18 protein-coding genes are annotated in these 25,050 nt (G+C 70.5%); 6 read left to right on the forward strand and 12 right to left on the reverse strand.

Annotation, left to right across the window (positions count from 1 at the left end; all coding sequences use genetic code 11):
* Window positions 1-158 precede the first annotated feature (158 nt).
* Complete coding sequence (locus LXM64_RS12525; RefSeq protein WP_234073484.1) at window positions 159-1,610, forward strand: L,D-transpeptidase family protein; 1,452 nt, start codon at window positions 159-161, stop codon at window positions 1,608-1,610.
* Window positions 1,611-1,669: 59 nt separating this feature from the next.
* On the opposite strand, the gene LXM64_RS12530 is transcribed toward LXM64_RS12525, so the two are convergent.
* Window positions 1,670-3,886, reverse strand: a complete 2,217-nt coding sequence (locus LXM64_RS12530) for an NADP-dependent isocitrate dehydrogenase (protein ID WP_234073485.1) — start codon at window positions 3,884-3,886, stop codon at window positions 1,670-1,672.
* A 180-nt stretch (window positions 3,887-4,066) separates the two neighbouring features.
* Between LXM64_RS12530 and LXM64_RS12535 the strand changes: the two genes are divergently transcribed.
* Both LXM64_RS12535 and LXM64_RS12540 read left to right on the forward strand, forming a co-directional pair.
* The gene (locus tag LXM64_RS12535) at window positions 4,067-4,519 is read left to right on the forward strand and encodes a GNAT family N-acetyltransferase (RefSeq protein WP_234073486.1); all 453 of its coding nucleotides are present in this window, start codon (window positions 4,067-4,069) and stop codon (window positions 4,517-4,519) included.
* Window positions 4,520-4,753: 234 nt separating this feature from the next.
* Entirely contained in the window at window positions 4,754-5,596 is an 843-nt protein-coding gene (locus LXM64_RS12540; protein WP_234073487.1) for an endonuclease domain-containing protein, read from the forward strand.
* A 103-nt stretch (window positions 5,597-5,699) separates the two neighbouring features.
* Here LXM64_RS12540 and LXM64_RS12545 read toward each other — a convergent pair whose 3' ends face one another.
* Window positions 5,700-8,414, reverse strand: a complete 2,715-nt coding sequence (locus tag LXM64_RS12545) for a cation-translocating P-type ATPase (protein WP_419144839.1) — start codon at window positions 8,412-8,414, stop codon at window positions 5,700-5,702.
* 131 nt (window positions 8,415-8,545) lie between these two features.
* On the opposite strand from LXM64_RS12545, the gene LXM64_RS12550 reads away from it, so the two are divergent.
* The gene (locus tag LXM64_RS12550) at window positions 8,546-9,511 is read left to right on the forward strand and encodes an acetylxylan esterase (protein ID WP_234073488.1); all 966 of its coding nucleotides are present in this window, start codon (window positions 8,546-8,548) and stop codon (window positions 9,509-9,511) included.
* 35 nt (window positions 9,512-9,546) lie between these two features.
* Here the strand turns inward: LXM64_RS12550 and LXM64_RS12555 are convergent, their stop codons facing one another.
* The 4 genes from LXM64_RS12555 to LXM64_RS12570 form a co-directional block, all read right to left on the reverse strand.
* On the reverse strand, window positions 9,547-11,358 hold the full coding sequence (locus LXM64_RS12555; RefSeq protein ID WP_234073489.1) for an ABC transporter ATP-binding protein: 1,812 nt from the start codon (window positions 11,356-11,358) through the stop codon (window positions 9,547-9,549).
* Window positions 11,355-13,163 (reverse strand): ABC transporter ATP-binding protein, encoded by a 1,809-nt coding sequence (locus LXM64_RS12560; protein ID WP_234073490.1) that lies wholly within the window; start codon window positions 13,161-13,163, stop codon window positions 11,355-11,357. Before LXM64_RS12560 ends, LXM64_RS12555 begins: the two co-directional genes overlap by 4 nt.
* Before the next feature lie 290 nt (window positions 13,164-13,453).
* A complete protein-coding gene (locus LXM64_RS12565; protein WP_137416266.1) occupies window positions 13,454-13,945 on the reverse strand; it encodes a methylated-DNA--[protein]-cysteine S-methyltransferase in 492 nt (163 codons plus the stop codon).
* Complete coding sequence (locus tag LXM64_RS12570) at window positions 13,942-15,432, reverse strand: DNA-3-methyladenine glycosylase 2 family protein (RefSeq protein ID WP_234075479.1); 1,491 nt, start codon at window positions 15,430-15,432, stop codon at window positions 13,942-13,944. The genes LXM64_RS12565 and LXM64_RS12570 overlap by 4 nt, the downstream gene beginning before the upstream one ends.
* Before the next feature lie 236 nt (window positions 15,433-15,668).
* Between LXM64_RS12570 and LXM64_RS12575 the strand changes: the two genes are divergently transcribed.
* Window positions 15,669-17,093 carry a dihydrolipoyl dehydrogenase family protein gene (locus tag LXM64_RS12575; protein WP_234073491.1) on the forward strand — a complete coding sequence of 475 codons (1,425 nt, stop codon included), beginning with the start codon at window positions 15,669-15,671 and terminating at the stop codon, window positions 17,091-17,093.
* Window positions 17,094-17,183: 90 nt separating this feature from the next.
* On the opposite strand, the gene purH is transcribed toward LXM64_RS12575, so the two are convergent.
* Genes purH through LXM64_RS12590 form a run of 3 tightly spaced genes read right to left on the reverse strand, consistent with a single transcriptional unit; the run spans window position 17,184 to window position 20,740 of the window.
* Window positions 17,184-18,791: a bifunctional phosphoribosylaminoimidazolecarboxamide formyltransferase/IMP cyclohydrolase gene (purH, locus tag LXM64_RS12580; RefSeq protein WP_234073492.1), complete on the reverse strand. Its 1,608-nt coding sequence runs from the start codon at window positions 18,789-18,791 to the stop codon at window positions 17,184-17,186.
* 32 nt (window positions 18,792-18,823) lie between these two features.
* A complete protein-coding gene (gene purN, locus LXM64_RS12585; RefSeq protein ID WP_137416263.1) occupies window positions 18,824-19,414 on the reverse strand; it encodes a phosphoribosylglycinamide formyltransferase in 591 nt (196 codons plus the stop codon).
* A 9-nt stretch (window positions 19,415-19,423) separates the two neighbouring features.
* A complete protein-coding gene (locus LXM64_RS12590; protein WP_234073493.1) occupies window positions 19,424-20,740 on the reverse strand; it encodes a DUF6350 family protein in 1,317 nt (438 codons plus the stop codon).
* A 111-nt stretch (window positions 20,741-20,851) separates the two neighbouring features.
* Here LXM64_RS12590 and LXM64_RS12595 point away from each other — a divergent pair, with 111 nt between their 5' ends.
* The gene (locus LXM64_RS12595; RefSeq protein ID WP_234073494.1) at window positions 20,852-22,300 is read left to right on the forward strand and encodes an NCS2 family permease; all 1,449 of its coding nucleotides are present in this window, start codon (window positions 20,852-20,854) and stop codon (window positions 22,298-22,300) included.
* A gap of 99 nt (window positions 22,301-22,399) precedes the next feature.
* Here LXM64_RS12595 and LXM64_RS12600 read toward each other — a convergent pair whose 3' ends face one another.
* The 3 genes from LXM64_RS12600 to sucC all read right to left on the reverse strand — a co-directional run bounded on the left by LXM64_RS12600 (window position 22,400) and on the right by sucC (window position 25,018).
* A complete protein-coding gene (locus LXM64_RS12600) occupies window positions 22,400-22,840 on the reverse strand; it encodes a nitroreductase family deazaflavin-dependent oxidoreductase (RefSeq protein WP_234073495.1) in 441 nt (146 codons plus the stop codon).
* Window positions 22,841-22,921: 81 nt separating this feature from the next.
* Window positions 22,922-23,824: a succinate--CoA ligase subunit alpha gene (sucD, locus tag LXM64_RS12605; protein ID WP_234073496.1), complete on the reverse strand. Its 903-nt coding sequence runs from the start codon at window positions 23,822-23,824 to the stop codon at window positions 22,922-22,924.
* A gap of 27 nt (window positions 23,825-23,851) precedes the next feature.
* Window positions 23,852-25,018, reverse strand: coding sequence for an ADP-forming succinate--CoA ligase subunit beta (sucC, locus tag LXM64_RS12610; RefSeq protein WP_234073497.1), 1,167 nt, complete (start codon window positions 25,016-25,018; stop codon window positions 23,852-23,854).
* Window positions 25,019-25,050 lie beyond the last annotated feature (32 nt).

The following is a 25,050-nucleotide window of genomic DNA, read 5'->3' on the forward strand; positions in this document are numbered from 1 at the left end:
CGAACAAACATGATGCAAGCACTCTGCGCGCTCGTCACACGACTGTTACACGAGGCCGTGATCGGAACGTTGTCGGAGATCGGACTCTGACCACGCCTTTATCAGATTTGCTCGCGTACCCTGGGAAGACACAGCACACGATGCACGGGGGTGATGGTGTGACGGATCTGGCAACCGGACCGCACGCACAGAACGACACGGCGGCGGACGACACCGACGCCGGGTCCGGCGACGGCACGACACCCGTGTACGCGTGGGCCCCCGAAGAGCCCAAGCCTCGCAAGCGCCACCTCGGGCTCTGGATCGGCATCCCCTCGGGCGTCCTCGCGGTGGCCGCCGTCACGGCGTCTCTCGTCCTCATCGCGCCCGGCACGGCCGTCGCCGGCGTTCCGATCGGCGGTATGACGGTGGGCGGTGCGGCCGACGCGCTGTCCTCCCGCCTCGCCGGGGCCACCGTCGTGCTGAACACTCCCGACGGCGACGTCACCGTGACCGGTGCCGACCTCGGCGCTTCGATCGATGCGCGCACGATCGCGGAGCGGGCCTTCGACGCCCACCCGCTGTGGAACGTCACGCAATGGAACTCCGAGCCGCTCGTCGCCGACGTGACGCTCGATCCCGCCGTCGCCACCGACGCGCTCCGCGAGGCGGCCCCCGGCGCCTACACCGACCCCACCGATGCGACGGTGACCTTCGACGCGGCGACCGCCTCGTACGTCTCAACGCCGGCGACGGCCGGGGAGGGCATCGACCTCGACCAGGTGCGCACGGCCCTCACCGAGGCGTTCTCCTCGGGAGGGGGGAGCACCACGATCGACGCCTCCATCGTGCCCGTGGACGCCGCCATCACGACCGCGGATGCCGAGACCTCGGTCACCCGGTTGAACGGCATCCTCGACACGATCGGCTTCTACGTCGGCGACGAGCGCACTGTTCCCGTGGACCGCGCACTGGCCGCATCCTGGCTGAAGCTCGGAACCGAAGACGGCAGGCTGACCCTCTCGGCCGATGCCGACGCCATCCAGAAGACCGTCGACACGCTGGCTCCCCTCGTCGACCGCGCGCCCGTCGACGCCACCGTCGTCACCAACGCCGCAGGCGATGTCCTTCGCGACCTCACGCCGGGCGCGGTGGGTCGCACGCTCGGCGACACTTCGCAGGTGGCCGACGACTTCGCCGCTCAGCTCGCCGCCGGCGACGCCGCCTACCAGCTGCCCGTGACAGAGGCCCCCTTCACGACGACCGCCCTCCACCGCTACTCCGACGTGAACCTCAGCACGCAGCGGGCGACCTTCTACGAGAACGGTCAGGTCGTGAACAGCTGGCCGATCTCGTCGGGCCTCGGCGCGAACGCCACGCCGACGGGCGAGTTCACCGTCTTCGCCCACGTGCGCATGCAGGACATGGGCTGCACGCCCACCTCGACCTACTGCACGAAGGATGTCCCGTGGGTCACGTACTTCGCCCCCGACATCGGCTTCCACGGCACGTACTGGCACAACAACTTCGGCAGCCCGATGAGCCACGGCTGCATCAACATGCCGATCGATCAGGCGGCCTGGGCCTACGAGTTCCTGTCCAAGGGGTCAGAGGTCTCGGTCCACTACTGAGTCGCACACACGAAGAAGGGGCCGGATGCATCCGCATCCGGCCCCTTCTTCGTGTGACGTCAGATCGCGTCGATGATGCGGTTCAGGGTCGCGGACGGACGCATGACCTCTTCGACCAGACGCGGGCTCGGGTGGTAGTAGCCGCCGATCTCGACGGGCTTGCCCTGCACCGCGAGCAGCTCGGCGACGATCGTCTCCTCGGCCGCCGCGAGTTCCTGCGCGACCGGCGCGAACGCTCGGGCCAGCTCCGCATCCGCCGACTGCGCGGCGAGCTCCTGCACCCAGTAGAGCGCCAGGTAGAAGTGGCTGCCGCGGTTGTCGATGGTGCCGAGGGCACGACCGGGCGACTTGTCGTTCTCGAGGAAGGTGCCGGTCGCAGCATCCAGCGTGTCCGCGAGCACCTGCGCGCGGACGTTGCCGGTGAAGGTCGCGAAGTGCTCGAAGGACGCGGCGAGAGCGAAGAACTCACCCAGCGAATCCCAGCGCAGGTAGTCCTCGGCCAGCAGCTGCTGCACGTGCTTGGGCGCGGAGCCGCCGGCGCCCGTCTCGAAGAGTCCACCGCCCGCGAGCAGCGGAACGATCGAGAGCATCTTGGCGCTCGTGCCGACCTCGAGGATCGGGAACAGATCCGTCAGGTAGTCGCGCAGGACGTTGCCGGTCACCGAGATGGTGTCCTGCCCCGCGCGCAGGCGCTCGAGCGAGAACAGCGTCGCGTCGGTCGGCGCGAGGATCTCGATCTGCAGACCCTCGGTGTCGTGCTCGGCGAGGTAGGTGCGCACCTTGGCGATGAGCTGGGCATCGTGCGCGCGGCCCTCGTCGAGCCAGAACACGGCGGGCACGCCGGTCGCGCGGGCGCGGGTGACGGCGAGCTTCACCCAGTCGCGCACGGCGATGTCCTTGGTCTGCGTGGCCCGCCAGATGTCGCCGGCCTCGACCGCACTCTCGAGCACGACCTCACCCGCCGAGGTGACGACCTGGACGACACCGGCGGAGGCGATCTCGAACGTCTTGTCGTGGCTGCCGTATTCCTCGGCAGCCTGCGCCATGAGTCCCACGTTCGGGACGGTGCCGATCGTGGCGGGGTCGAGCGGACCGTGCGCGATGACATCCTCGATCACGGCCTGGTAGACGCCGGCGTAGGACGAGTCGGGGATGACCGCGAGCGTGTCGTCCTCGCCGCCGTCCACGCCCCACAGCTTGCCGCCGTTGCGGATGAGCGCCGGCATGGATGCGTCGACGATCACGTCGGAGGGCACGTGCAGGTTCGTGATGCCCTTGTCGGAGTTGACGTACGACAGGCGCGGACCCGACGCGATCGCCTGTTCGAACGCGGCGGCGATCTCGTCGCCCTTCTCCAGACCCGAGAGGCCGGAGAGGATCGCTCCGAGACCGTCGTTGGGCGTGAGCCCCGCGGCCGCGAGCTGGTCGCCGTAGCGGGCGAACACATCGGCGAAGAACGCCTTCACGACGTGGCCGAAGATGATCGGGTCGCTGACCTTCATCATCGTCGCCTTGAGGTGCACCGAGTACAGCACGTCGTCGGCCTTGGCCGTCTCGAGCGTCTCGGCGAGGAAGGCGTCCAGCGCGGCCGCCGACAGGAACGTGGCGTCCACGATCTCGCCCGGGAGCACCTTGAGGCCGGACTTCAGCACGGTCTCGGCGCCCGCCGCATCCACGTGACGGATGGTGAGGGTGTCGTCATCGGGCGAGACCCAGGAGATCTCGTTCGAGCGGAAGTCGTCGTGCCCCAGGGTCGCGACGCGGGTCTTCGAGCCTTCGGCGAACGCCTTGTTGCGGTGCGGGTGCTTGCGCGCGTAGCTCTTCACCGCGCCGGGGGCACGGCGATCGCTGTTGCCCTCGCGGAGCACCGGGTTGACCGCCGAGCCCTTGATCTTGTCGTAGCGCGCGCGGACGCTCTCCTCCTCGACGCCGTTGGGCTCGTCGGGGTAGTCCGGGATGTCATATCCCTGAGCCTGCAGCTCGGCGATGGCCGCCTTGAGCTGCGGGATCGATGCCGAGATGTTCGGCAGCTTGATGATGTTGGCCTCCGGCAGCGTCGCGAGCGCGCCGAGTTCGGCGAGCGCATCGCCTACGAGCTGCTCGGGGGTGAGCTGCTGCGGGAAGGCTGCGAGGATGCGACCGGCGAGCGAGATGTCGCGCGTCGCGATCTCGACCCCCGCCTGGCCGGCGACGGCGCGGACGATGGGAAGGAAGGATGCGGTGGCGAGCGCCGGAGCCTCGTCGGTGTGCGTGTAGATGATCGTGGAATCAGGCACGGATTTGTCTCTCCATAGAGGCGTCGAGGGTCAGCCGCCAGCCTATCGCACCCGGTCCGATTATCTCGATGTCGAGATATCTCCCCCTCGCGCGGCCCGGTTCTCACGGCATCCGCATCGCCGGGTTCACACGGCCCGCATCCCTCCCCGCAGGCGGGCGCCAGGCATTAGCCTGTGACCATGACCGAACTGCGCCTCGAAGAGCTGTCGGCCGCGACGATCGTCGCCGTGAACAACATGTCGCTCAAACCCGGGCAGGAACAGTTCCTCGCCCCTGTCAGCTACGGGGTCGCGGCGACCGTGATCGATCCACGGACCAGCTGGCAGCGCGTCGTCCTCGCGGGCGACGACGTCGTCGGGTTCGTCAGCGCGAACTTCGACGAGCACGAGACGCAGGAGTGGTTCCGCTCCGTCCTGTGGCGCATCAACGTCGACGCCGACGATCAGGGCCAGGGGATCGGACGCTTCGCGATCAAAGGTCTCATGAACGAGGCGCGCGAGCGCGGCATGGATCACGTCGACGTCATCTATGAGGCAGGCGAGGGCGGCCCCGAGGCGTTCTTCCGCCGCGTCGGCTTCGAGCCCGTCGGCGAGACCGAGTTCGGCGAGGTCGTCGCCCGCATCGCGCTCTGACGCGGCCGCGCGGCCGCCGCCGCTTGAGCTCTCTGCTCATCTGAGCTGCCTGCTCGTCGCGCGGTTCTCGGAGCTCCGCGCACTTCTCGGAGGTTTCAGCCCGAAGCCTCCGAGTTCGGCGCCGATCTCCGAGAACAGTGGCACCTCCTCCCCCGCCCGAGCAGCGCGGCGGGTCTGCCACAGACGTCGCTCCACGGCGCAGCAGGGATGCGGACGTCGACGCAGCATGGCGGGATGTCCCTCACTCCTTGGCTCGCCGCACAGGGCGGGCTCGCCCATCGCGCGGTCGCCGCCGAGGCCGGATTCGGCGTGCGCGCCGTCCGCGCCGAGGCGGCCGCCGGCCGCATCCGCATCGTCCGGAGGTCCTGGATCGCCACATCGTCCGCACCGCCGGACCTGCTGGCGGCAGCGCAGGCGGGAGCACGACTGGCGTGCGTCTCGGTCGCTCGGCATCGCGGCTGGTGGCTGCCGCCCCTGCTCGTCGATCGGCCCCACCTGCATCTACGGCCCCACGCCGCATCCGACGGCGTGCCCGCGGATGCGGTCGCCCACTGGAGCATTCCACTCGCCCCACCGGCGGCGCATAGTCTGCTCGAGTCGACCGAGGACGCGCTGCGCCATATCGCACGCTGCCTGTCTCCCGAGGCCGCGCGGGTCGTATGGGAGTCGGCGGTCCGCACGGAAGGGATCTCGCCGGACGCGCTGCGACGGGTGCGCTGGCGTTCCCCCGAGGCCGTCGCGCTCGCGCTCGAGGTCCGCGGCCTTTCCGACTCCGGCCTCGAAACGCAGGTCATCGTGCGGCTGAGTCCTTGGGGCGTACCCATGATGCAGCAGGCGGTCGTGGCGGGCCGCCGCGTCGACATCCTGATCGGCGAGCGCCTGGTCGTGCAGATCGACGGCTACACCCATCACCGTACGTCCGCGCAGCGGGGCAAGGACATCGCCCACGATGCCGAACTGCGCCTGCGCGGGTTCACCGTGCTGCGCTTCGACTATGCGCAGGTGGTGTACGACTGGCCGAGCGTCGAGCGCACGATCGCGCGCGCCATCGCCGCCGGCCTCCACCTCGCTCCTTGACAGCATCCTGGTCTCGGAAATGCGCGCGAATCTCGGAGGTTTACAGCCGCATCCTCCGAGAAACGCGCCGATCTCCGAGAAAGGTGCATGGGAACCACGCGAGTCAGGAGCGCCGGGCGCGGGCACGACGCAGGGCCTTGTCCGCCTCCACCACGACGGCGGGGATCACCGAGAGCGCGAGCGCCAGCAACCACTCGCCGCCGCTCAGGCTCGTCGTCATCAGCAGGTTCTGGGCGAAGCCGACCTCGACGCAGACGACGGTCAGCGCGACGGGGATCCACATCCATTTGAGCGCATCCGCCCATGGCGCCGTGAATCCGGATGCGGGGTCCCGCCGCATCGCCATCCCCGCCAGCACGGAACCCAGACTGATGACGACGAACGTCATCGTGACCGGGACCGACGCTTCGGCGGTGCGCGCCTCGCCCGGCGCCAGCAGGAGCGCGGCCAGCGCGGTGACGAAGATGCTGCCGCCGTACACGAGCCACTGCGTGATGGAGCCGCGGTTCGCGAGCGTCTGACGCACGTCGCGGGGCGGTCGGGACATGATGCCGTCCGGGTCGGGTCCGAACGTGATGGTCAGAACGGGGAAGAACGTGATGAAGGTGCTGAGGAAAATGACCATGAGCGGCGTGAGGGGCACGCCGTTGTTGATGTCGAGGACGCTGGCGGCCAGGAAGAGCAGAACGAGCGAGAACAGCGTCGACATCTGGTACCGGACGTAGCCGACGATCTTCTCGTAGATGCCGCGACCCAGCCGGATCGCCTCGACGAGGGTGCCGAAGTCGTCGTCCGTCAGGATCATGCGCGCCGCCTGCTTCGTGACCTCGCTCCCGGAGCCCATGGCGACACCGATGTCGGCCTGTTTGAGGGCCGCGGCGTCGTTGACCGCGTCGCCGGTCATCGCGACGATCTCACCGCGCTCCTGCAGGAGGCGGGCCACCCGCAGCTTGTCCTCCGGAGTCACACGGCCGAACACGTGCAGCTCGGGCAGACGCGCCGACAGCTCCGCATCGCTCAGCTCGCGCAGCTCCGAGCCGCTGATGGCGCCGGGACCGAGGCCCAGCTCGTCGCCGATCGCGGCCGCCGTGACGGCGTGGTCCCCGGTGATCATGCGCACCTCGATGCCCGCCCCCGCCGCGATCCGCACCGCCTCGATCGCTTCGGGGCGCAGGGGATCGACGATGCCGACGAGTGCCACGAACACGAAGTCGTCCGAGAAGCCCATCGGATCGGCGATCGCCGCCTCCCGCTCGGCGTTCAGGATGCGGTAGCCGAACGCCAGCACGCGCAGCCCCTCGCCCGAAAGCCGGGCGTTGGCCGCGAGGATGTCGTCGCGCGCGTCCGCGATGGGCACGACCCCCTCCGCGGTGAGCGCGTGCGCGCAGCGATCGAGGACCACATCCGGTCCGCCCTTGATGGTCGCGACGAACGCGCTCGCGCCGTCCCACGGCACGTCATGGCAGGTCACCATGAACTTGTACGCCGAGTCGAAGGGCACCTCCGCCACGCGCGGATACAGTCGCCGCGTCTCCTCGGCATCGGCGCCGAGCTTGGCCGCGAGCACCACCAGGGCCGCCTCGGTCGGGTCGCCCACCACCGTGCCCGCATCCGACACCGTCGCGTCGCTGTTGAGGCACAGCCCGTACGCGAGCGCCGTGAAGTCGGGCACCTCGAGGCCCGCGGCATGACGCAGGGCGCCTGCCTTGCGGTAGCCCTCGCCCTCGACCGAAAACCACTGGCCGCGGGCGTAGAGGCGGCGAGCGGTCATCTGGTTGAGCGTCAGCGTTCCGGTCTTGTCGGAGTTGATCGCGGAGGTGGCACCGAGCGTCTCGACATCGCTCAGATTCTTGACGACCGCCCGGTGCTCGGCGAGCTGCTTGGCACCGTACGAGAGCATCACCTGCACGAAGGTCGGCAGCCCGGAGGGGATGGCGGAGACCGCCATGGCGATCCCCACGAGCAGGACCGTCTGGATCGACTCGCCGCGGGCGAATCCCAGCACGATCATGATCGCGACGGCACCCCACGCGATGAGCCCCAGCACCTTCGTGAGCCCGTCCAGCTCCCGTTGCAGAGGGCTCCGCGTGCCGACGACGGCCGTGAGCATCCCCGCGATACGGCCCATCTGGGTCCGCATGCCGGTCTCCGTCACGACCATCACGGCGGTCCCGCGCGTGAGGCTCGTGTTCTGGAAGAGCATGTTCTCGCGGTCACCCAGCGCGACGTCGGCGTCGGCCAGCGTTCCCGCATCCTTCGGCACCGGGGCGCTCTCCCCCGTCAGCGCCGACTCCTGCGTCTCGCAGGTCGCGCTGCGCACGATGCGGCCGTCCGCCGGGACGAGGTCGCCGGCCTCCAGGTGGACGACATCCCCGACGACGACGTCCGTCGCGTCGGTCTGGCGCAGCGTGCCCTGGCGGAGCACCCGCACCTGGGGGATCTGCAGTTGGGAGAGGGCGTCGACGCTGCGACGCGCCGCGAGCTCCTGCCGTGTACCGAGCACCACGTTCAGGCCCACGAGCAACGCCACGACGACGGCGACGGAGGGCTGCGCGATGAGGATGCTGACCACGACGACGCCGATGAGCATGAGGTTCATCGGGTCGGCGAGCTGACGCAGCGCGATGGTCACCGCGCGGGGCGAGGGTGGCGCGGCGATCGCATTGGGGCCGCTCTCGGCCAGTCGCCTGGCCGCCTGCGCGTCCGACAGCCCCTCGCCGATGTCCGTGCCGAGCTCGGCCGCCACACGGTCGGCATCCATCGCCCACCACACTGCGGTTTCGGGCTGCGCGTCCGTCGGTATCTCTGTGCTGCTCATGCCCCACCTCCCCGATCGTGATCATAGCGACGGCGCGGGATGCGGCCACCGCGTCACTCTCGGCGGATGAGCACCCCATTCTCCGGCCGCGGTGCCGCGGCGAGAACCCCGATGCCCCTATCGTGATGCTCATGCCGCGCTTCGACATGGATCCGCACGCCCTCCGCGAGTATCGGCCCGAGGTGCGCGAGCCCGCAGACTTCGACGCCTTCTGGGCCGAGACGATCGCCTCGTCCCGAGCCGCGGGCGAGGAGGTGCGCTACCAACGGGTCGCGTCGCCGTTCACCCTCGTCGACGTCTACGACGTCACCTTCAGCGGCTACGCGGGCGAGCCGGTGCGGGCCTGGCTGACCGTGCCGGCCGGCGCTGACGAGCCGCTCCCCGCGGTCGTCGAGTACAACGGGTACGGCGGAGGACGAGGACTCGCAGGCGAGCGGCTCGGCTGGGCCAACGCCGGCTACGCGCACCTGCTGATGGACACCCGCGGCCAGGGCTCGATGTGGGGAACCGGCGGTGACACCCCCGACCCGCACGGCACCGGCCCGTCGGTCAGCGGCTTCATGACGCGCGGCATCGAGGATCCCGCCCAGTACTACTACCGTCGCGTGTTCACGGATGCGGTGCGCCTGGTGGATGCGGCGCGCACACTCGACATCGTCGACGCCGACCGCGTCGCGGTGTGCGGAGGCAGCCAGGGCGGCGGGATCGCGTTGGCCGCGGGCGCACTGTCCGAGGGACTCGTCGCGGTCATGCCCGATGTACCGTTCCTCTGCCACTTCGAGCGGGCCGTGGGGCTCACGGACGCGGATCCGTACCAGGAGATCGTGCGCTACCTCGCGGTGCACCGCCACACCGAGGAGCGCGTGTTCACCACGCTGTCCTACTTCGACGGGGTGAACATGGCGCGCCGGTCCGAGGCGCCCGCCCTGTTCTCGACGGCGCTGCACGATCAGACGTGCCCGCCCTCGACGGTCTTCGCCGCCCGCAACCACTACGCGGGCGAGGCGGACATCGAGGTCTACCCCCACAACCAGCACGAGGGCGGTCTCATGTACCAGTGGTTCTCCCAGGCGGAGTTCCTCGCCGCACGCGTGTGAGTTCGGGATGCGGCGGGCCGCCGCATCCCGAACCGTCACACGAGCGAGTCGCGCCAGGCGGCGTGCAGGCGCGCGAACGTGCCTGTGCCGCGGATGAGCGCCTCGGGCGCGTCGTCCTCGACGATGCGCCCGTGCTCCATGACGAGCACGCGATCCGCGATCGCGACCGTCGAGAGGCGGTGGGCGATGATGATGGCCGTGCGATCTGCGAGCAGCGTCCCGAGAGCCGACTGGATCTGACGCTCGCTCGGGATGTCGAGCGAGGCGGTCGCCTCGTCGAGGATCAGCACCGCTGGGTTCGCCAGGAAGGCCCGCGCGAATGAGATCAGCTGGCGCTGTCCCGCCGACACGCGGCCGCCGCGCTTGTTCACGTCGGTGTCGTAGCCGTCGGGGAGCGCCTCGATGAACGCGTGTGCGCCGACGGCCATCGCCGCATCCCGCACCTCGTCGAGGGTCGCGTCCGGCTTTCCCAGCGCGATGTTGTCGGCGACCGTGCCGCTGAACAGGTACGCCTCCTGCGTGACCATGACGATCGCGCGGCGCAGATCCGCCGAGCCGAGCGTCCGCAGGTCCACGCCGTCCAGCGTCACGGCACCGCGGGTCGGATCGTAGAAGCGGGAGACGAGCTTGGCCAGCGTGGACTTCCCCGCCCCCGTGGTACCGACCAGGGCGATCGTCTGACCCGCCGGCACATCCAACGAGAAGTCGGGCAGCACGACGCGCCCGTCGCCGTAGCCGAACGCCACGTCGTCGAAACGGATGGCGCCGCGCGGGCGCTCCAGCGCGACGGAATGCACGGGCTCGGGAACCGTGGGCTCCTCCTCCAGAACGCCCGACACCTTCTCCAGTGCCGCTGCCGCCGACTGGTAGGAGTTCAGGAACATCGCCACCTCCTGCAGCGGCGAGAAGAAGTTGCGCACGTACAGCACGGCGGCCAGCAGCACACCGATCTCCAGCGCCCCACCGGCGACACGGATGCCGCCGAAGAGCAGGACCGCTCCGAGACTCAGTGTCGAGATCGCCATCAGCCCGGGCTCGAATGTGCCGAACAGCCGGATGGAGCGCATGTTCACGTCGCGATACTGCTCGCTCAGCTCGCCGAACTCGACGTCGCCGCGCTTCTCCTTGCGGAACGCCTTGACCGCACGGATGCCGGTCATGGTCTCCACGAAGTGCACGATGACCTTCGCGCTGATCACGCGCGACTCGCGGTAGACCATCTGCGAGCGGCGGTAGAACCAGCGCATGAGCAGGCCGAGCGGGATGCCCATGACGATGAGCACGACCCCGCTCTGCCAGTCCAGCAGCAGCAGGGCGATGAGCGTGAAGGCGCCGAACAGCACTCCCGAGACGAGCTCGTTGAGGCCGCCGTCGAGGAGCTCCCGGATCGTGTCGAGGTCGCTCGTCTGCCGGGAGATGATGCGCCCCGACGTGTAGGACTCGTGGAACTCGAGGCTCAGCCGCTGCGTGTGGCGGAAGATGCGGGTGCGGAGGTCCAGCATCACCGCCTGTGTGAGGCGTGCCGCGACCACCGCGTACCACCCGATGAGGGCGGCCCCCAGCAGCCCGGACACGAGATAGACGGCCACCACGCCGATCGTGGGCAGCCAGTCCAGCTCTTCCAGCACCGCCGGCAGCGCGTTGTCGATACCGAATGCGATCAGCGCCGGACCGACCACGCGCAGCGCCGTCGAGACGACGAGCACGACGGCGGCGAGGACGAGCTTGCCGCGCAGCGGCGCGACGAGCGAGCCGAGCAGCCGCATCGAGCGGCGCCGGATCTCCCGGCTCTCGGCGCGGGTGTAGTCGGAGCGGTCTTCGCCGCTCGTTCCCGTGACGGTACTCATCGCACCTCCTCCTTCTCCTGCTCGTCCAGACTCGAGATCACGTGCCGGTAGTGCGCCGAAGAGCGCATCAGCTCGCTGTGCGTGCCCACCGCGGTGACCCGGCCGTCCTCCAGCAGGGCGACGCGGTCCGCGAGCGCAACGGTCGAGGGCCGGTGGGCGACGATGAGGGCGGTCGTGTCGGCCAGCACCCGACGCAGCCCCTCCTCCACGCGTGCCTCCGTGTCGACGTCGAGAGCCGACAGCGGGTCGTCGAGCACGAGCACCGACGGCCGCGCGGCGACCGCACGGGCCAGGGCCAGACGCTGGCGCTGGCCTCCGGAGAGACTCAGCCCCTCCTCCCCGATCACGGTGTCCACGCCGGCGGGCAGACGCTCGACGAACTCGGCCTGGGCGACCTCCAGCGCTTCGCGCAGCACGCGCTCGCCCTCCGGCGAGGCCGCATCCAGGTCGTCGCGTCCGAGCAGCACGTTCTCGCGCACGGAGGAGGAGAAGAGCGTCGCCTCCTCGAACGCCATCGAGATGTGCGTGCGCAGCTCGGCCAGGGTGAGGTCCCTGACATCGACACCGTCCAGCGTCACGCGCCCGCCGGTCACGTCGTACAGACGGGTCGGCAGGGTGGTCAGGGTCGTCTTGCCCGACCCGGTGAGCCCCACGAGCGCCATCGTCTCGCCCGGCTCGAGGGCGAGGTCGATGCCGTCCAGCAGGTCGCGCTGCGCGTCCGGTGCGTCCTGGTAGCGGAAGTGGACGTTCTCGAACACGAGCCGACCCCGCGGGTTCTCGAGCGAGACCGGCGTGGCGGGGTCGTCGATCGTGACCTGCTCGTCGAACACCTCGAACACGCGGTCGGTGGCGGTGCGCGCATCCAGGAGGAAGGAGAAGAGGAAGCCGATCGACTCCATGGGCCAGCGCAGCACCGTCGCCATCGCGAAGAAGGCGAACAGCTGGGCGACCGAGAGCTGGCCGAGCTGAGCGAGCACGATCCCCGCCGCCAGACACAGCGCGAAGGCGATCTCGGGCAGCAGGACGAGCCAGAACCAGATCAGGCCGATGGCTGTGGCCTTGCGCAGCTCGGTCTGGCGCAGCGTCTCGGCCTGGCGCGCGAACTTCGCGAGCGCGTGGGATCCGCGCCCGAACGCCTTCAGCACGCGGATGCCGTGCACGCTCTCCTCGACGGCGGTCGCGAGGTCTCCCGCCTGGTCCTGGCTCTGGCGGGCGAGCACGCCGTACTGCTTCTCGAAGCGGTACCCGGCGTACCAGAGGGGCGCCGAACACAGCAGGAAGATCGTGCCGAGCACCCAGTGCCACTGGAACAGCAGCACCGACCCCAGCGCGATCGTGAGCACGTTGACAACGAGCAGGATGACGCCGAAGGCGAGCCAGCGTCGGATGAGGCTGATGTCCTGCATCATGCGGCTGAGCAGCTGACCCGACTGCCACCGGTCGTGGAAGGCGACGGGGAGTCGTTGCAGACGCGCAGCGAAGCCGGTGCGCAAGGCGTACTCGACCTTGGTCGAGGGCGCGAGCACGAACCAGCGACGCCCCCACACGAGGGCGGCCTCGGCGAGCCCGAGCCCGATGACGGCGAGCGTGCCCCAGAGGATCTGCGTCGGATCGGCGGAGGCGATCGGACCCGCGACGACGCCCTCGAGCACGAGCGGGATCATCAGGGCGACGACGCTGGCGGCGAGCGCGCTGATGGCGCCGAGCACGAGCGGGCGCAGCACGGGACGAACGAACGGCAGGAGCCGCGCGAGGGCGCGAAGCGTGGACGGTTCGGTGGACGAACGAGAGGGTGTGGAACTCATGATCCTCGAAGAGAGCGTGCGACAGCTGTGCCGCAGAAGGACGAGGTCGCGCGCAGAGGTGCGGCGGCTCGGAGAGGGAGAAGGCCGCTCACTGGCGGCGGGCGGCAGCTACGCGAAGCGCGCGGGCACCGCGAGGACGGCGGGGATTACCGCAATGGCGAATGCCTGAGTCATATCGTCCTCCTCGAGTGCACGGATGCCGCGGCGAGTGCGCGCGACAGCCCTCCAGCCTATGCTGTGTGTTCCCTGAGCGCAACGATCAGTTCAGCGTGGACATTCCCACGCGCGGATCAGGCGGCCTCTCGGGCGAGCAGACTGCGTTTGACGTCGACGCCCCACGCGAAGCCGCCCAGCCCGCCGCCGGTGCGGAGCACGCGGTGGCACGGCACGAACAGGGCCGGCGCGTTACGCGCGCAGACGGATGCGGCGGCGCGCACCGCGCGGGGACTGCCCAGCGCCGCGGCGAACTCCGCATACGTGAGAGGCTGCCCCGGCTCGATACGTCGCAGCATCCGCCAGCCGGCGAGCTGCCCCGCGGTGCCCGTCTGGTGCACCTCGACCTCGTCGATGGCCCGCACGTCTCCGCCGTAGTACGCGGCCACCGCATCCAGGGCGTCGACCGCGCCCTCGACGATCCCGACGGGTCGGTCCGCCGCGCGCACGCGGGCGACGATCACCTCGTGGTCGGCGCTCCAGCCGGAGGCGAGGACACGCTGCCGATCGTCGACGAGAGCGGTGAACGCTCCGTCGGGGGTGGCGATGGTGGCGATGTGCGCGGTCATGCGATGCGGCTCTCGTTCGGGAGGTGGGCGGGACGGGGAATCTGCGCGGGCACGGCTGCGACGGCGGCCCAGAGGTGCGCGGTCAGGTAGCTGCGCCAGGGTGCGGCACGGACGGACCAGGCGGTCAGGGCGCGAGGATCCGCGGGGAGCCCGAGCCGGGCGGCGCCCGTGCGCACGGCGACGTCGCCGGGGAGGAACACGTCGGGATCGCCCGTGACCCGCATCCGCACGTAGTCGGCGGTCCACGGTCCGATCCCGGGCATCGCGAGCAAGGCCGTGCGCTGATCGTGGGCGTCACCGCCGGAGTCGAGAACGAGCGAGCCGTCGGCGAGGGCGCCGGCAGCGCCCACGATGGCCCGGATGCGGGCCGCGGGTCCGCGCAGCACCTCCGCGCCGCGCTCGGCGATCACCGCCATGGTCGGGAAGAGCAGGTCGGTGCCTTCGTGGGCGGGCACCCGCTCCCCCAGGTGCTGCGCGAGAGCGGCGAGGGCCGTGCGCGCCGCGGCGACGGTGATCTGCTGGCCGACCATCGCGCGGATGAGCATCTCGTGCGGGTCGGCGGCACCGGGGACGCGGATGCCGGGAAGCGCGGTCACACGCGCAGCGAGCTCGGGATGTGCTGCGAGCGCCTGATCGACGGCGAGCGGATCCGCATCCAGGTCGAACAGCCGACGCACCCTCGTGACCAGTTGCGGCAGGTCGGCGAGCTGTGAAAGGCGGGCGCGGAGGCGTAGCGCGTCTCCGTCGCGGCGCACCTCGAACCACGCGTTTCCGCCGGCCAGGCGCAGGGTCCGCGCGAAGGTCGTCGCCGTGACGGTTTCCACTCCCGGGAGCGCACGGGCCGTCATCCAGCCGAAGATACCGTCGTCGTCGATCGGACGCCGGTGCGCGAGGAGCAGATCGATCTCACCGGGGGTCGCGCGGTTCTCGGACCTCCGGCGCGCGCGCAGCGCGAGCGGTGTCATCCCGAACACCTCGCGGACGGTGTCGTTGAACTGCCGCACGCTCGCGAAGCCGGCGGAGAAGGCGACGTCTGCGGCGGCCAGGTCCGTGCCGACGAGGAGCATCCGCGCCGTGTGGGCACGATGGGCCCGAGCGAGCGCGAGCGGTGGTGCGCCGAGCTCGGCGGTGAGGATGCGGCCGAGCTGCCGCGACGAGTAGCCGAGGCGGCGGGCGAGCCCCGGCACGCCCTCGCGCTCGATGACGCCGTCGGCGATGAGGCGCATGGCGCGCCCGGCGACGTCGCCGCGGAGGTCCCATTCGGGCGATCCGGGCGCGGCCTCGGGCAGGCAGCGCTTGCAGGCGCGGTAGCCCGCCTCGTGGGCGGCTGCGCTCGTCGGGTAGAACGTGACGTTCTCGGCGCGCGGGGTGCGCGCCGGGCAACTGGGACGGCAGTAGATGCCGGTCGTGTGCACCGCGGTGACGAACTGGCCGTCGAAGCGCGCGTCCCGCGCGTCGATCGCGCGGTAGCGCTCGTCGAAGGTCATCGCGGAGGTGGGCACGTCCCCAGCCTGTCATGCCTCCCCGACACCGGCTCGCGGTTTTCGGACACGGCAGCGTGGCCCGTGCCGCCGCGCCCGAGGCGGCGCACCCCGTGCCGCGCGGGGTGGCATCTCTTCCCGCCCGAGGGCAACAGGGCCGGCCACCGGCGGCACACGCACACCCGCGAGGGCGGGGGCGCAAGCGGGGGCCCAGGGTGGACGTGACGGAGTAGCGTCGCAGCATGAGCGAGCAGACCTACGACCTCATCGTCATCGGCGCCGGCCCCGTCGGCGAGAACGTCGCCGACCGCGCCGTGCAGGGCGGGCTCACCGCCGTCATCGTCGAAAGCGAACTCGTCGGCGGTGAATGCTCGTACTGGGCGTGCATGCCCTCGAAGGGACTGCTGCGGGCGGGGGCGGTGCTGCGCGAGGCTCGCGACGTCGACGGCGCGAAGCAGGCCGTGTCTGGATCCCTCGACGTCGCCGGCGTCCTCCGCCGTCGCGACACCCTCACGCACGACTGGAACGACTCCTCGCAGGTCGAGTGGCTCACGGGCGCGGGCATCGACCTCGTGCGCGGCCACGCTCGCCTCGTCGGCGTCAAGCAGGTCGAGGTGGCGGATGCGGAAGGCGCCGTGACCCGCCTGACCGCCCGCCACGCCGTCGCCGTCTGCACGGGCACGGCGGCACTCCTGCCCGACACCCCGGGGCTCGCCGACATCGCTCCGTGGACGAGTCGGGAGGCGACCAGCGCACAGGAGATCCCCGCATCCCTCGCCATCATCGGCGGCGGCGTGGTCGCGGCGGAGATGGCCACGGCGTACGCAGACCTCGGCGCCGAGGTCACGCTCGTCGTGCGGGGTGCGCTGCTGGCCGCCAACGAACCGTTCGCCGGTGATCTCGTCGGCCGCGCCCTCGAGGAGCGGGGCGTGCGCATCCTCCGCCACACGAACGTGGTCTCAGCGCAGCGAGTCGGCGACGAGAAGGAGCTGGAGCTGTCGGACGGCACCCGCATCCGCGCCACCGAAGTGCTCGTGGCGACCGGACGCGTGCCGCGCACCGAGGATCTCGGACTGGATGCGGTGGGCCTGACGCCGGGCGAGTGGCTCTCCGTCGACGACACGATGCTCGTGACCGGGACCGACTGGCTGTACGGGGTCGGCGACGTCAACCACCGCGCCCTGCTCACCCACCAGGGCAAGTACCAGGCGCGCGCCGCGGGCGACGTCATCGCCGCCCGCGCGACCGGCGCCGCCGTCGACGACGCCCCCTGGGGCGCGCACGTCGCAACGGCCGACCACGAGGCCGTCCCCCAGGTGACCTTCACCGACCCGGAGGTGGCGTCCATCGGGTTCACCGAGGCGTCCGCGAAAGCCGCGGGCCGCCGCATCCGCGTGCTGGACTACGACCTCTCGTGGATCGCCGGCGCCGCTACCCGCGCCGACGACTACCGCGGGCAGGCGCGCGCCATCGCCGACGAGGATGCGGGCACGATCATCGGCGCCACGTTCGTCGGCGAGGATGTGGCCGAGCTCCTCCACTCGGCGACGATCGCCGTCGTCGGTCAGGTGCCGATCAGACGCCTCTGGCACGCCGTGCCGTCGTATCCCACGCTCAGCGAGGTGTGGCTGCGGCTGCTCGAGGCCTACGGCCGTCCCAGCGCCTGAACGTCCTCCCGCAGGAGGACAACCGCCCCGCAGGACGATCCGGAAGGGATCGTCCTGCGGGGCGGTGATGTCCTGCGAAAGCGCCGGGACTCAGTGGTAGAAGTGGCGCTCTCCCGTGAAGAACATCGTCACGCCGCGCTCGCGGGCGAGGGCGATCGTCTCGTCGTCGCGCACGGATCCGCCCGGCTGCACGATGGCGGAGACTCCCGCATCCAGCAGGACCTGCGGTCCGTCCGAGAACGGGAAGAAGGCATCGGATGCGGCGACGGAGCCGACCGCCCGGTCGCCCGCCCGCTCGACGGCCAGACGGCACGAGTCGACGCGGTTGACCTGCCCCATCCCGATGCCGACGGTGGCGGAGTTCTTCGCCAGCACGATCGCGTTGGACTTGACGGCGCGGCACGCCTTCCAGGCGAAGATGAGGTTCGTCATCTCCTCGCCGGCCGGGCGCTCGCCCGCGACGAGCTCCCAGTCGGTCGCGACGGACTCGATGTCGTCCGGGAAGCGGTCGGCGTCCTGGAGCAGCAGGCCGCCCGAGACGAGGCGCACGTCCATGCGCTCCTGCTGCCAGTCGGCCGGCAGCTGCAGCACGCGCAGGTTCTTCTTCAGACGGAACAGCTCCAGCGCCTCCGGCTCGAAGGCCGGGGCGACGATCACCTCTGTGAAGATGTCGCGCAGGTTCTCCGCCATCTTCAGCGTGACCGTGCGGTTGGCCGCGATCACACCGCCGAAGGCCGAGACGGGATCGCACTCGTGCGCCCGCAGGTGCGCACTCGCGATCTCGTCGAGCGCGTTGGGCGCCGACACGGCGATGCCGCAGGGATTGGCGTGCTTGATGATCGCCACCGCGGGCTTGACCATGTCGAAAGCGGCGCGCAGTGCCGCATCCGCGTCGACGTAGTTGTTGTACGACATCTCCTTGCCCTGCAGCTGCAGTGCCTGCGCGATGCCGTGCCCGCCGGTGCGGGTGTAGATCGCCGCGCGCTGGTGGGAGTTCTCGCCGTAGCGCAGCGTCGCGAGCCGCTCGGCCTTGATCGTCAGGTGCGCGGGCAGCTGCTCGCCCTCGGCGAGGGTCTCGTCGGCGAACCAGGTCGCGACGGCGCGATCGTAGTTCGCGGTGTGGGCGAAGGCACGCGCCGCGAGCTCCTTGCGCTGAGCGAGCGAGGTGCCGCCGGCGGCGATCGCGTCGATGATCGCGGGGTACGACTCGGGCGAGACGACGATCGCGACGTTCGCGTAGTTCTTCGCCGAGGCGCGCACCATCGCGGGCCCGCCGATGTCGATCTGCTCGACCACGGCGTCGCCGGATGCGCCGGATGCGACCGTCTCGACGAACGGGTAGAGGTTCACGACCACGAGCTCGAAGGGCGAGATGCCGAGATCGGTCAACTGCTCCTCATGGTGCGCGAGGCGGAGGTCCGCGAGCAGACCCGCGTGGACGCCCGGATGCAGGGTCTTCACCCGCCCGTCGAGCGACTCGGGGAATCCGGTCACGCTCGAGACGTCGACGACGTCGTGCCCGGCGTCGCGGATGGTCTGCGCCGTGGAGCCGGTCGAGACGATCTCGACGCCGGCGGCGACCAGCGCTTCGGCCAGACGCAGCAGGTCGGTCTTGTCGCTGACCGAGACGAGCGCGCGGCGGACGGGAACGACATCGCGGTCGCGGTAGAGGGACGGATCGTGGCTGGGCCCGGCCATGGGACTCCTCGGGGTGGGGCGGTTGCGGTGGGTCAGACGGCGGATGCGGCGAGGTCGAGCTCGCCGGTGGCGATGCGGCGAACGACGTCGATGAGCAGACGTCGTTCGACGGGCTTGATGCGTTCGTGGAGCGCGGACTCGTCGTCGCCCGGGTGCACCGCGATGCGCTCTTGGGCGAGGATCGGACCGGTGTCGACGCCGTCGTCGACGACGATGACGCTCGCTCCGGTCTCGGCGGCGCCCGCAGCGATCGCGTCGCGCACGGCGTGGGCGCCGGGGAACTCCGGCAGGTAGGCGGGGTGTGTGTTGATCAGGCGCGGACTCCACGCGGCGACGACCGACGGCGGCAGCAGGCGCATGAGCCCCGAGAGCACGACGAGGTCGGGCTGCCAGACGCGCAGCTGCCGATCGAGCTCCTCCCCCCAGGCCTCGCGCTGGTCGGCGCCCTGCCAGGGGATGACGAAGCTCGGGATGCCGAACTCCTCGGCGTGCGCGAGACCGGAGGCTTCGCGGTCGGCGCCCACCACGATCACGCGGGCCGGGAAATCGGCTTCCGCCGCGGCCTCCAGCAGGGCTCGGAGATTCGAGCCGGTGCCGGAGATGAGAACGGCGACCGTGAGCACCCGCACAGTCTAGTCGCGCGCCGCATCCGCCCGCTCGGCGCCGTCATCCGCGCCTGGGCGCGCGCCCGTCAGCCGCGCGAACACACCCGGCTCGGATGCGGTCGCCGCCGCCTCGTCGACGCGCCGACGTGGCGAGAGCAGCAGGATCGCCGCACCCAGCCCCACCTCGACGCCGATGGCGACGCCCACGGCGACGGCGTCCGGGCCGACGGCCGACAGCCTCCCGGGTCCCATGCTGCCGCTGGCCAGGACCGCCATCAGGGCTGTGGCGAGCCCGGCCAGGGCGGCGATCGACAGCGTGAGCGTCACGAGGATGCCGGTGCTCTCCGCATCCGCCGTCGAGCCGCGCGGGCCGAGGCGGGATCGGGTCGCCCAGCCGGCGACGGCTCCGACCGCGATCGGCAGCAGGGCGAACAGCAGGTACCAGCTGCTGGCCCCCTCCGGCAGCACACCCAGGATGGGAACGCCCGGCAGCACGCCGAGCTGCGTGCCCGCGGGCGAGACGACGCTCCCCGCGCCGAGCCCGACGCCGGGGCCCGCGACGAAGGACAACGCCCAGACGAGCAGGGTCGGCAGGTACAGCAACTGGGCGAGCGCGAGGACCGCGGCGCCGCCCGCATCCAGGTTGCCCGCCTGGGAGAGCGCGACGATGTTCGGAGCGCGCACGATGAGGGCGACACCGAGGACCGCGGCACCCACGGCGACCAGCCCCGTCACGGCGATCGCCCCGCCGCGCACGGCGAGCTCGGGCACCTCCGGCCACGCGCCTCGGGCGCGATCGAGCCGGGCCCGGACGGCGTCGACAGGTCCGTCGTCACCGTCGACCCAGGCCCGGTGGAGAGCGCCCGCGAGCACACCGGCGGCGTAGTACGCGGTGGGATAGCAGATGGCGCGCCAGAGATCGGTGCCGGCAAGCGGCGCCTGCGAGGTGACGGCGATGCCGGCCGCGAGCGCGGCGAACACGAGCGTTCCCGTGAGCGCGCCGCTCCACGGCGCCCCGGCGCGACCGGCGCGGGCTCCCGAGCGCCCGCCGAAGAGCAGGGTGAACGAGGCGAAGGCCAGGGGGGCGAGCGAGAGCGTGAAGCTCGCGAGGGTGGGATCGACGCCCAGCTCGACGACGTAGACGTCGGGAAGTGTGATCGCGACCGGAACCGAGTGCCCGAACTGCCAGATGGTCGCGGCGCTCTGCCAGATCGCGGAGAGATCTCCCGAACCGAACGCGACGAACCAGAAGACCGTCAGCGGGGCGCCTGCGACGGCGAGGCCGACGGCCGCCGCCACGACGGCGTCGAGGGCGGAGAGGAGAAGGACGAGGACGCGTTGCATGGCCCCCTGACCCTACCCAGCGGACCTTTGCGTGACCGTCCCCCACGCCGCCCGCATCTGCCACGGCGCCGCCACATCGCGCAGCGGGCCGCATCCGACTACTCTCGTCGGGTGCACCACCCCCGTACCACCAGCGTCTCGTCCACCTCCCCCGGCCGTCTCGACCGCTTCTTCGGCATCACGGCGCGCGGCGCCACCGTCGGCGGCGAGATCCGCGGCGGCGTCGTCACCTTCGTGGCGATGGCCTACATCGTCCTGCTGAACCCGATCATCCTGTCCGGCGGAACGGATGTGGCAGGCGACACCCTCGGCTTCGCCCAGGTCGCGGCGACCACCGCGCTCACCGCCGGCGCGATGACGATCCTCTTCGGCCTCGTCGCCCGGTTGCCCTTCGCGTTCGCGGCGGGCCTCGGCATCAACTCGTTCCTCGCCGTCAGCGTGGTGGGCGAGGTCACCTGGCCCGAGGCCATGGGTCTGGTGCTCATCAACGGCCTCCTGATCGTGCTGCTGGCCGTGACCGGCCTGCGACGGCTCATCTTCGATGCCGTGCCGATGGCGCTGAAGACCGCCATCACGGTCGGCATCGGTCTGTTCATCGCCTTCATCGGCTTCGTCGACGGCGGACTCGTGCAGAGCACGGGCCTCGCGTCGCCTCCCGTGGGCCTCGGCGTGAACGGCTCGATCGCCACCGTCCCGACGCTCCTGTTCGTGCTCACGCTCGTCACCATCGCGATCCTTCTCGCCCGCAAGGTCAAGGGCGCGATCCTCATCGGTCTCGCGGGCGGCACCGTCGTCGCGGTCATCGTCGAGGCGATCTGGCACCTCGGCGCCCGCGCCGACGGCAACGCCGGCGGATGGGGGCTCAGCGTGCCCGAGATCCCGGCATCTATCTTCAGCCTGCCCGACCTCAGCCTCGTGGGTCAGGTCAGCTTCGGTGCCTTCGACCGCATCGGAGTGCTTGCGGCCGCGATGCTCGTGTTCACCCTGCTGTTCACGAACTTCTTCGACGCGATGGGAACGATGACGGGCCTCTCGCGCGAGGCGAACCTCGCCGATGAGCGAGGCAACTTCCCGCGCCTGCGCTCCGCGCTCGTGGTCGAGGGCATCGGCGCCGTCGCGGGCGGACTGACCTCGTCGTCCTCCAACACGGTGTTCATCGAGTCCGGCACCGGCATCGGCGAGGGCGCCCGCACGGGCCTCGCGAACCTCGTGACCGGTGGGCTCTTCCTGCTGGCCATGTTCGTGACGCCCTTGACCACGATCGTGCCGAGCGAGGTCGCGTCGGCCGCCCTGGTCGCCGTGGGCGCACTCATGATGAGTCAGATCCGCCACGTCGATCTCACCGACGTCTCGGTGCTGATCCCGGTGTTCCTGACGATCACGGTCATGCCGCTGACGTACTCGATCGCCAACGGCATCGGTGCGGGCTTCGTCAGCTGGGTCGTCATCCGCTCGCTGTCGGGCCACGCCCGCCGCATCAGCCCGCTGCTGTGGATCGTCGCCGCCGGCTTCGTCGTGTTCTTCGTACGCGGACCGATCGAGGCGGCCCTCGGCGGCTGAGCCACCACCTTCACGCCGAGCGAGCATCCGTTCGTCGATCGAGCACTCAATGTGGTGCTCACTCGGCGAACGGATGCTCGTTCGCGTGTGTGCGGGCGCTCAGGCCTCGCGCGGCTCCAGCACGAAGATCGCGATCTGACGGTCGGTCTTGGTCTGGTAGACGGCGTAGTCGGGCCACACGGCCACCGCGCGTTCCCACCACAGCTCGCGTTCGTCGCCCTCGAGCTCGCGCGCGGTGTAGTCGCGCTTGACGGCGCCGTCCTGCAGCTCGACGTGCGGATGCTTGCGGATGTTGTTTCCCCAGGCGGGCTCCTCGGGCGCTCCGCCCTTGGAGGCCACGACGAGGTAGTCCCCGTCGTGCTCGACGCGCATGAGCGCAGTCTTGCGCAGGCCACCGCTCTTGGCTCCGACAGTGGTCAGCACGATGATCGGAACACCGCGCAGCTCACCGCCCTCGGCACCGTTGGTGGCTTCGTAGAGCTCGGCTTGCGACCGGGCCCACTCGGACGTGCTCGGCTTGTACTCCCCTGTCAGCGGCATGCGTCCAGGCTACTGCGGCGAGATACGACGAAGGGCGGATGCGGGGCCTCGGCCGCCCGCATCCGCCCTTCGTGAGGGGTCTTACAGAGCCTGGATGATCTCGCGCATGAGGGCGGCGGTCTCGGACGGCGTCTTGCCGACCTTCACGCCCGCGGCCTCGAGCGCTTCCTTCTTGGCCTGCGCGGTGCCCGCGGAGCCCGAGACGATGGCGCCCGCGTGGCCCATGGTCTTGCCCTCGGGCGCCGTGAAGCCTGCGACGTAGCCGACGACGGGCTTCGTGACGTTCGCGCGGATGTAGTCGGCGGCGCGCTCCTCGGCGTCGCCGCCGATCTCGCCGATCATCACGATCGCCTTGGTCTCGGGGTCGGCCTCGAACGCCTCGAGCGCGTCGATGTGGGTCGTGCCGATGATCGGGTCGCCGCCGATGCCGATGGCGGTCGAGAAGCCCAGGTCGCGCAGCTCGAACATCATCTGGTAGGTCAGCGTGCCCGACTTCGACACGAGACCGATCGGGCCCTTGCCGGTGATGTTGGCGGGCGTGATGCCCACGAGCGACTCACCGGGGGTGATGATGCCGGGGCAGTTCGGGCCGATGATGCGGGTCTTGTTGCCCTTCTCGATCGCGTAGGCCCATGCTTCGGCGGAGTCTCCGACCGGCACACCCTCGGTGATGACCACGAGCAGCGGGATCTCGCTGTCGATGGCTTCGATCATGGCGTCCTTCGTGAACGCCGGCGGCACGAAGGCGATGGAGACGTCGGCGCCCGTGGCCTCGATGGCCTCGGCGACGCTCGCGAAGACCGGCAGCTCGACGGGGTTGCCGTCCTTGTCGGTGTGCGAAACGGTCGTGCCGGCCTTGCGTGCGTTGACGCCGCCGACGACCTGGGTGCCCGCCTTCAGCATCAGAGCGGTGTGCTTGGTGCCCTCGCCGCCGGTGATGCCCTGGACGATGACCTTGGAGTCCTTGTTGAGGTAGATCGACATGTCTGTGTCCTTATCCGATGCGGGCGATCAGGCGGCGGCCAGCTCGGCGGCCTTGTCGGCGCCCTCGTCCATGCCTGCGGCGAGGGTCACCAGCGGGTTGTTCGCCGCGGCGAGGATCGCGCGGCCCTCTTCGACCTGGTTGCCGTCCAGGCGCACGACGAGCGGCTTGGTCGCGGTGTCGCCGAGGATCTCGAGCGCCTTGACGATGCCCTCCGCCACGGCGACGCACGAGGTGATGCCGCCGAAGACGTTGACGAAGACGCTCTTGACCTGCGGGTCGCCGAGGATGACGTCCAGGCCCGCCGCCATGACGGTGGCGGAGGCGCCGCCGCCGATGTCGAGGAAGTTCGCGGGCTTCACGCCGCCGTGGTTCTCGCCCGCGTAGGCGACGACATCGAGCGTGGACATGACGAGACCCGCTCCGTTGCCGATGATGCCCACTTGGCCGTCGAGCTTGACGTAGTTGAGGCCCGCAGCCTTGGCCTTTGCCTCGAGCGGGTCTGCCGCATCCTTGTCCTCGAGCTCTTCGTGCTCGGGGTGGCGCACCTCGGTCGCGTTGTCGTCGAGGGTGACCTTGCCGTCGAGGGCGATGATGTTGCCGCCTCCGTCGAGGATGAGGGGGTTCACCTCGACGAGGGTCGCGCCCTCGCCCGTGTAGACGGCGTAGAGCTTGACGAAGACGTCAGCGACCTTCTCGACGAGCTCCTCGGGGAAGTTCGCCGCGCGGGCGATCTCGAGGGCCTTGGTCTTGTCGATGCCGGTGAGCGCGTTGACCTCGATGCGCGCGAGAGCCTCGGGCTTCTCGACGGCGAGCTGCTCGATCTCCATGCCGCCCTCGACGCTGGCCAGCGACAGGTAGGAACGGTTGGAGCGGTCGAGCAGGACCGAGAAGTAGAACTCCTTCTCGATGGATGCGCCCGCGGCGACCATGACGCGCTTGACGACGTGGCCCTTGATGTCGAGGCCGAGGATGGCCTTGGCAGCCTCGTACGCCTCGTCGGGGGTCTTCGCGACCTTGACACCGCCCGCCTTGCCGCGACCGCCCGTCTTGACCTGCGCCTTGACCACCACGACGCCGCCGAGCTTCTCGGCTGCCGCCTTCACCTCCTCGGGGGTGTCCGCGACGATGCCGGCGAGCACCGGCACCTCGTACTTCTCGAAAAGGTCTCGTGCCTGGTACTCGTACAGATCCACTGGGCTTCCTTCGCTGGTCCGAGGGAGGGTGA

The sequence above is a fragment of the Microbacterium binotii genome (genome assembly GCF_021398715.1).
GTDB lineage: Bacteria > Actinomycetota > Actinomycetes > Actinomycetales > Microbacteriaceae > Microbacterium > Microbacterium binotii_A.